Genomic DNA, 8,358 nt, shown 5'->3' with positions numbered 1-8,358 from the left:
ACAAAAGATGGAAGAATGTTTCTGATGAGCATTTTTTGATTTATGAAGTAATTGATAATAACATTACTATAAATGGAGATATATACAAATATTACTCTGATGAAGAAAAAATGCACATATTATCTATATTGGATATTAAGAAAATGATACCTGTACCGAATGGTTGTTATGAAAGAATTGAGTTTGATGAGCTTGATGACATCAGATACAAAGACTTATTTGAAAAAGAATATGCTTTTTGCCTTAAGGTAAAAACAAAGGTTTTGAAAAAGGTGGAAAAATTATATCAGAAGCAAAAGGAAACAGGAACTATCAGAAGAGCAAATTGTAATTTTTCAGAGTTAGAAAAAGCCATGTTGGATTGGAAGTAAAATATAAATTGCTTATGAATAATCAAGGAAGTGGAATAATATTCTGCTTCTCTTTTTTGCGAGGGAAAGTATTTATAAGTATGATACAAGACAACGGAGAGGTGTTTTTAGAGCGTTGCAGCTAAAAGAGGCATCAGAGTATGCCTAAGATAAAAGCAAGTCTTAAAACGCATTCCATCACTTAATACAACAAAACAGTTAGAGCGATTAGAAAAGTAAAAAATCTAATCGCTTTTTTTATTGAGATGAAAGGAGGAGGCAAATGACAGATGAAGAAAACAAAGCTGAAAACACATTTAGCAAAAAAATTGGAAAAACAAACTATAAAGTCACAGTGCATTTCAGCGAAACCAGTGATGAAACAATCACAGATAAAATAAATAGGCTCATTCAGAAAGAATGTGAAGATATGAGTTATAAAAAAGATAAAGAAATTTCTTAAATACCCTTGACAAAATGTATCAGAAGGTACTCTTCTTAAGGCTATGGAGATTGCAGGAAGTGAAGCCTTGGAAAAAGGTGTAGAAGTGGAAAGAAAAGGTCTTGGTACTCCTGCAACAAGGGCAGGCATTATTGAAAACCTGATTTACAAAGGCTTTATCGAAAGAGATAAAAAGAATCTAATTGCAACCAATAAAGGAATCAGCCTTGTAACAATAGTATCTGATACATTTAAGTCGTCAGAAACAACTGCAAAGTGGGAAATGGAATTATCGGATATTGCAAGCGGTAAATCTTCAAAAGAAGAATTTTTAGAAGCGATTGAAACAGAAATAAAAGAGGCTGTCCTGACATATAGTAAGTAAGAGACAACTAATTTCAGAGTGGAAAAAATGACTTAAAAATGCTATAATCTTTTTGTAGGGAAAGTAGGAAATGCGGAGGTGCTTTATGGCGGAAGTATTTATAGATAATGCGAAGGTTATGGCAAAAGGACAAGTTACCATTCCAAAGAAAATTAGAGACATATTAGAAATTGAAAATGGAGATTATGTAACTTTTATAGTAGATGAGGGGAAAATACAAATTGTTAATTCAAAGACTTTCATCGAGGATAATATACAGAGTAGGAAATAAATTGTAGATGTCAGATGCCGATAGGAGGAACTTATGGATAAAGAAAAGACTTCTTTGCAAAATATTAACGCAGAGAAAAACAACAATCCGTTTGAAGAGATTGTTACGATTGTAGAAAATGCAAAAGATCGTGCATATAGAAAAGTTAATGAAGAATTGATCTTAATGTATCAAGAGATAGGAAAATATATTAGTAAAAAAACTGAAGAAGCATCTTATGGCTCCGGATTTGTTGATAATGTGGCAGAATTTTTTTCGACTAACTATCCTGAGCTGAAGGGATTTAATCGTAGAGGACTTTACAGAATGAAGCAATTCTATGAGTTATATAAAGATGATGAAAAAGTGTCACCACTGGTGACACAATTGAGTTGGACTAATCACTTGAAAATAATGTCAGCTTCTAAAAGCCAAGAAGAGAGAATATTTTATATTGAATTGGCAGTAAAAGAAAGATATTCAAAGCGTGAGTTGGAAAGACAGATGGATAGTGGTTACTATGAACGCTTTATGCTTTCAAATGGCAATATGTTGCCGGCAATTCAGAAAGCAAAACAAGAAACACATAATTTGTTTTTAGACAAATATGTTTTAGAGTTCCTTGATGCACCAAAGGGTGGTAACGAAAGAGATTTTCAAAAATCAATACTTGAGAACTTGAAGAACTTTGTTTTAGAAATTGGAAAAGATTTTTCCTTTATAGGAAATGAGTATAGGGTACAGGTTGGAAATCATGACTATTACATCGACCTGTTATTTTATCATAGAGGACTGTCATGCTTAGTTGCATTTGAACTCAAAATTGGAGAATTTAAGCCTGAATATATAGGAAAGATGAATCTCTATTTGGAAGCATTAGATAGAGAAGTTAAGAAACAAACGGAAAATCCAAGTGTCGGAGTTATTCTTTGTGCATCAAAAGATGATGAGGTTGTAGAATTTGCACTTAGCAGAAGTCTTTCACCAACAATGGTATCGGAATACACCTTAAAACTGATAGATAAAAATTTATTGCAGAAAAAGCTGAAAGAGTACACTGAAATTGCAGAGGAAAAAGTAGAAGCAAATGAGGAAAAATGAAAAAGGAATACTATAGGAGAAGCTTTGATTTGCAGGCAATTAAGATGAAGAAAGGAGTGAAATGATGAGTGTTGAAAGCATACTAAATGGTGTGGAAGATACCCTGTATATCCCGCTTGTAGGAAGAATATATGCAACAAAAAAGTTCCCTGAATTTTTCTATGATGAAAAGGCTTTATCTTTAGAGTCACATATACCGACAGACAGCATAGACAAAAACAGCAACGAATATTTTTATATGGCGAGTGTTTGTAGACAAAAGACAATAGATGAAAAGATAATAAGTTTTCTTAAAGATAATCCTGATGGAAATGTAGTGTTTTTAGGTGCAGGCTTAGAAACTGCTTATCATCGTATAGGAAATAAAATTGCCAACTTTTATCAAGTAGATTTGCCGAGTGTTATCGAAATTAGAAAAAGAGTGCTTGGAAATGGCAATAACGAAAATCTTATTTCAGGTGATATGTTCAGGCTTGATTGGATTAAAGAAATAGATACAACACTTCCAACACTGATTTCTGTTTCGGGTGTTTATCAGTATTTTGATGAGTCTAAAATTATAGAGATGATTAAAAAGATGAAAGTTCAAATTCCTAATGGAGAATTAGTCTTTGATGCTACAAATTCTAAAGGGTTAAAACTTGCCAACAAATATGTGAAGAAAACGGGAAACACAAATGCACAAATGTATTTTAGTGTAGATAGCCCAAAGGAATTTGCAAAGTATACGAACACTAAGCTTTTAGAAGTAGATGGATTTTTCCAAAAGGCATTAAAAGATTGTCATGGATTAAAGTTAAGTACAAAAATATATATGTATTTTGCAGATAGATGGAACAGGACACTGGTTGTACATTTAAGATTTAACTGATAGAATTTTCTATATATTTAACAGGAACATATTAAACTAATTTAAATAGCAGTAAGTTGCAATACACAGAATTTAGAGGTGATTAGAGTAAAATCTAACACCTTTTTTGTTTGTAAAAAAGAAGGAGGTAAAAATGAGAATAAATGATTTTCATAATATTTTGGAGCTTGTAAAGCAAGATATTTTGCAAAGTGAAGCAGAATATTTAAAGCTCCTAAAGGTTGTCGGAAACAATCAACGATATGACTTTAGAAGTCAATTAAGTATCTATAATAGAAATCCGGAAGCAACAGCCTGTGCCAAGTTCGACTATTGGCGTGAACGCTTTCATCGAACCGTTATGCGAGGACAAAAAGGAATTCCGATCTTAGAAGATTCCGGCATAAAAAAGAGAGTGGACTACATCTTTGATATAGGTCAGACAGTTTCAAGAAACAGGGATGTCAATGAAGTAAATCTTTGGCGATTTGATAAAGAATCTCATCAAGAGGTCTTAAAGGAGATGATAGCAAGTGAAGGCTATGAAGAAAGCGAAAGCACCCTTGAAAATATCCTTTCTTTAAGCAGAATTTACGGCGATGAAAAGATAGATAGCCTTATGAATGAGCTTAGAATAGCAGATGAGGATAGAATATCTTTTACAAAGTTTGTGAGAGATTCAATAAGCTATGCCATAGCTTCAAGGTTTCAGCTTGATTATGCTATGGATAGTGAACTTTTAAGAGAAAATTTTGAAAGACTTGATAGTATATCTCTCATGAGTCTTGGTGAAACTGTATCGGATATTAGCGGAAATATCATTGATGCGACCATTCAGAAAAGTAAAGAGCTTGACAAAGAAGTTTTAATAGGTAAAGAAGCAGGATATAATAAGATTAGAGAAGAAATTGAGGAGGTAGAAGAAAATGTACTTCGACGAGATGATAAGGAAAGAATTAGTGAAAACGAGCGAGTTCTCCGAAATGGAGAGTACGGACGAGATAATAGAGAAAATCAGGGAGAATACGCTAAACAGCTTGGAGGAACAGAAGGACTTCATAAGGAAATACCCGAATCCGACTTACGCAGTGATGAGGCTGGATTATCTATCACAGAGCGAGGAGCAGAGCCACTTCGAGATGTTAGTAGACCTATACAAGGAGAAGAAGCTGACAGGACACCTGATGGATATTCAGAAACAAGCGATAGACTTTATGAGAACCGAGAAGCCGAAGCTGATGGCAACTTGGAAGATAGAGGACGAAAACAATCCACAGTATGGGGCGATGATTTCAGCCTTAAAAGAGATGATCATAAAGGAAATCGTGGAAATCTAAAAGAAAATACTAAAGCAGAGTTAAGAGAAGCTGATAAGGCTTCTTTTTCTTTGCCTAAAAATTCTTATGGACAGCTTACTATTCCTCTTAATCAGAAAGAGATAGACACTATCCTTATTAACGGAGGAAACCATGATGGTGGTAGGCTTCCTGTTATTGCTGAGTTTTCTAAAGGAAAAAGCAATGAAGAATTGGGAGAATACCTTAAAAATACCTTTAGGGGTGGAGACGGATTTTACATTGATGAAAGAGAGGTATCTTCCTGGTATTCGGATAAAGGCATTCACTTATCTTACGGCACATCTGCAAGAGAAGATAATACGCAAATTTTGAGCTGGAGTGATGCAGCAAGCAGAATAAATGAGCTTTTGGAAACTGGAGAGTTTGCTACCAATGTGGAGATTTCAGAAGCCTTGGATTATGAAAGAGACAGAATTTCAGAATCCCTATGGTATCTCATTCACGATTTGAGTGAGGAAGGAAAAGAACAAGGCTTTTTTGAAGTTCTCGAAAAGGGAGGTGGCTTTCCGGATGAAACAAAACGATTATCGAAGGCACTGACCAATTCACATTACCTAAAAGAAACAATCAAAGAATATGGCAGATTTTTAGAAGGATACAAAGAAAACAGAAATATACTAAGGTTTCACTATCACAAAGTAGACAGTCTTTATCAGAAGTTACAGGAGCTTGAACTGCCAAGAAAAGAATATACTTCAAATCTGACTGAACTTCCAAAAGTAAAAGCCTTTATTACGGAAGATGAAGTCCTTTCTACCCTTTCAAGGGGAAGCGGAGTAGATAGAGGAAAAGAGAGAATTACCGAGTTTTTCAAAGAGAACCATACTTTACAGGAAAAAGCCGACTTCTTAAAAGATGAATACGGAACAGGAGGAAGAAGCCATGCGGTATCAGGTTTGACAGGCAGCGGAGAATGGCACGATGCCAAAGGAATAAAACTGGAAAAGAATGATTGTAAAGATGTTTTCCTTACTTGGTCAAGCGTGGCAAAGCATATTGACGAGCTGCTTTCTAAAAACCTTTACCTTGAAGAAAAGACGATAGAGGAAAAGAAAGAAGAAGTTCAAAAACCAAGCTATTACTCGAAAGATGTTCCTGAAAACTTGATGACTAATGAAATGCTGAAACGAGTACCGGAGCTTTACGCACAGGAAGAAATTTATTTAGCGGATAAGGAAGTTCATGCAGCATATATCATTCCTTTTAGAAGCAACTGGACTTGGTATATGACAGAATACGATAGGGAAAGTGGTGATGCTTTCGGACTTGTACTTGGGATTGACCCTGAATGGGGATATTTCAATCTTGAGGAGCTGAAGGAACTAAACGCACAAAGACTTATTTTAGAAGATTTTCCAAAGACTTTTCGAGAGATTAAAGACACAGAGCTTGTAAAACAGATGAGCGAGGAAGAAATAGACCGAGTATTTAACGGACAGCTTTCCTCAAAAGATAAGCAAAAGGAACAGGACATCTTTTATCTTAGCGATGAAATGGGAATTTCATTAGAAGAAGCAGAGAGTATTATCAACGATAGGAGCAGGTTGTCAGGAGTTAGTACAGAGGATACCGACAACAAAGGAACTTCACCTGATGAAAAAAGTCCTGTTCAATCTACCCTATTTGACTATATTCAGCAAAGAGAGGAAATCGAGCTGAATGAAAAAGAGGAAAGCCTTGCAGATCAATTTGCAGTGAAACAAGGTGATACCGTATATTTTGACCATGAAGAATACAGGGTTAGGGAGATTTCTAAAAACAAAATCACAGGAAGAAATGATTTATGGCTTGATTCGGTAAGAAGTGGAAATCATCAAATACCGATTGTAGCATTTGATAATAGTGAGGACTTGTTGAATAAAATAAGTCTTGAAAGACCGAGCTTTTTAGTTGGCGATGAAGTGAAATACAAGGATAAGGACTGTACCATTACCCGCTTTGACAATATGGGAAACAACTTAAAGACGGTAACGGTTAAGGATAATACCGAATATCTTGGCGGCATGATAACCGGCTCCGATGTCATTCCCTATCGTTTAGAAAGCGATCTTGAGATGATATTTGAAAATTTAACCTATACGAAACTTGAAAAGACTATTGAGGAAGTAGAAATAAAGAAAACTGAGGCTCATAACTTCAAAATCATAGAAGAAACGCTGCCTGAAAAGTTATCTCCAAGTGAGAGATTAAACAATAACCTTGAAGCAATCTCTATGCTTAATCGTGTAGAGAGTGGACAAAGAGAGCTTGATAGTATCGCTCAGGAAGTCCTTTCAAAGTATGTCGGATGGGGCGGACTTGCTGATGTGTTTGACGAAAGTAAAGAGGGACAATGGGAAGTTGCAAGAAGTTTCTTAAAGGAAAATCTATTACCAATTGAATATGAAGCTGCAAGGGAGTCAACCTTAACAGCCTTTTACACACCGAAAACCGTTATTGATGGAGTGTATAGGACGCTTTCTGATATGGGATTTAAGAGTGGAAATATTTTAGAACCAAGTATGGGGGTAGGAAATTTTATCGGAAATCTTCCTGATGAAATGAGTAAGTCAAAGTTTTATGGTGTAGAGCTTGATTCGGTAAGCGGTCGCATAGGAAAACTCTTATACCCTGAAAGTGATATACAGATTAAAGGATTTGAAGAAACGAGCTTTTCCAATAACTTCTTCGATGCTGCGATTGGAAATGTGCCATTCGGAGAGTATAAGGTAAATGACAGGGAGTATAACAAAAATAATTTCCTTATCCACGATTACTTTTTTGCGAAATCCATTGATAAAGTCAGAAATGGCGGTGTTGTTGCTTTTATAACATCAAGCGGCACAATGGATAAAAAAGACGAAAGTGTTCGACGCTACCTTGCAGCAAGAGCTGAGTTTTTAGGAGCTATTAGACTTCCAAATGATACCTTTAAGGGAGTTGCCGGAACGGAAGTTACCTCAGATATTATTTTCCTAAAGAAAAGAGACAGCATTAGAGAAAGGGATGAGGACTGGATACATCTATCTGAAGATGAAAATGGTCTTATCTACAATAAATATTTTGTGGATCATCCTGAGATGGTGCTTGGAAGCATGGAGGAAGTACCCGGAAGATTTGGAAATACGATAGCTTGCTTTCCAAAAGAAAACGCTGACTTAAAGGAATTACTCACAAAAGCAAGTGAAGAAATTTCTAAAGATGGTAATCATGAAGAAATAGAGCTACTTGACGATGAAATAACATCAATACCCGCAACAGACGATGTCAAGAACTTCTCCTACACCCTTATTGACGATGAGGTGTATTACAGAGAAAACTCTCTATTTGTAAAGAAAGAAGTAACAGATAAAAACAAGGAAAAGATTAAGGATTATCTTGAACTGAACGAAGCCTTAAAAGATGTAATATACAAGCAAAAAGAGGATTTTTCAGATGATGAAGTAAAGAAAGCTCAGGAGAAGTTAAATGAAGTCTATGACAGTTTTTCTAAAAAACATGGGTATGTCAATAATCTTTCTAATACCAGAGCCTTAAAAGAAGATAGCAACTTTCCGCTTGTTTCCTCAATAGAAATTCTTGATGAAGAAGAAAACTTTAAGGCTAAGGGAGATATTTTTTCAAAAAGAACAATAACAAAGGC

General features: G+C 35.2%; 6 protein-coding genes and 1 pseudogene. All 7 read left to right on the top strand.

Features of this window, described 5'->3' with window-relative positions:
* Positions 1 to 371: type III toxin-antitoxin system ToxN/AbiQ family toxin (locus tag HMPREF9629_RS10930; protein WP_009526449.1), on the top strand; the 371-nt coding region annotated here is incomplete at its 5' end.
* Between the two features lie 262 nt (positions 372 to 633).
* Positions 634 to 813 carry a transposon-encoded TnpW family protein gene (locus HMPREF9629_RS10925; RefSeq protein ID WP_009526448.1) on the top strand — a complete coding sequence of 60 codons (180 nt, stop codon included), beginning with the start codon at positions 634 to 636 and terminating at the stop codon, positions 811 to 813.
* Positions 814 to 835: 22 nt separating this feature from the next.
* Positions 836 to 1,177, top strand: a pseudogene (locus tag HMPREF9629_RS10920) (DNA topoisomerase); the annotation flags it as partial.
* Between the two features lie 85 nt (positions 1,178 to 1,262).
* Positions 1,263 to 1,448, top strand: a complete 186-nt coding sequence (locus HMPREF9629_RS10915; protein ID WP_009526446.1) for an AbrB/MazE/SpoVT family DNA-binding domain-containing protein — start codon at positions 1,263 to 1,265, stop codon at positions 1,446 to 1,448.
* Positions 1,449 to 1,481: 33 nt separating this feature from the next.
* Complete coding sequence (locus tag HMPREF9629_RS10910) at positions 1,482 to 2,528, top strand: PDDEXK nuclease domain-containing protein (RefSeq protein ID WP_009526445.1); 1,047 nt, start codon at positions 1,482 to 1,484, stop codon at positions 2,526 to 2,528.
* A 64-nt stretch (positions 2,529 to 2,592) separates the two neighbouring features.
* Positions 2,593 to 3,399: a class I SAM-dependent methyltransferase gene (locus HMPREF9629_RS10905; RefSeq protein WP_009526444.1), complete on the top strand. Its 807-nt coding sequence runs from the start codon at positions 2,593 to 2,595 to the stop codon at positions 3,397 to 3,399.
* Between the two features lie 133 nt (positions 3,400 to 3,532).
* Positions 3,533 to 8,358 (top strand): Eco57I restriction-modification methylase domain-containing protein (locus tag HMPREF9629_RS10900; protein WP_009526443.1); only part of this gene is annotated, 4,826 nt, incomplete at its 3' end.

Source organism: Peptoanaerobacter stomatis, from assembly GCF_000238115.1.
GTDB lineage: Bacteria > Bacillota > Clostridia > Peptostreptococcales > Filifactoraceae > Peptoanaerobacter > Peptoanaerobacter stomatis.
The sequence above is the reverse complement of the archived record's forward strand: the minus strand, read 5'-3'. Positions and strand labels throughout refer to the sequence as shown.

Bases quoted from the DNA above. Each gene is read 5' to 3' on its own strand.
- HMPREF9629_RS10925 (WP_009526448.1), top strand. From the start codon at position 634: ATGACAGATGAAGAAAACAAAGCTGAAAACACATTTAGCAAAAAAATT.
- HMPREF9629_RS10915 (WP_009526446.1), top strand. From the start codon at position 1,263: ATGGCGGAAGTATTTATAGATAATGCGAAGGTTATGGCAAAAGGACAA.
- HMPREF9629_RS10910 (WP_009526445.1), top strand. From the start codon at position 1,482: ATGGATAAAGAAAAGACTTCTTTGCAAAATATTAACGCAGAGAAAAAC.
- HMPREF9629_RS10905 (WP_009526444.1), top strand. From the start codon at position 2,593: ATGAGTGTTGAAAGCATACTAAATGGTGTGGAAGATACCCTGTATATC.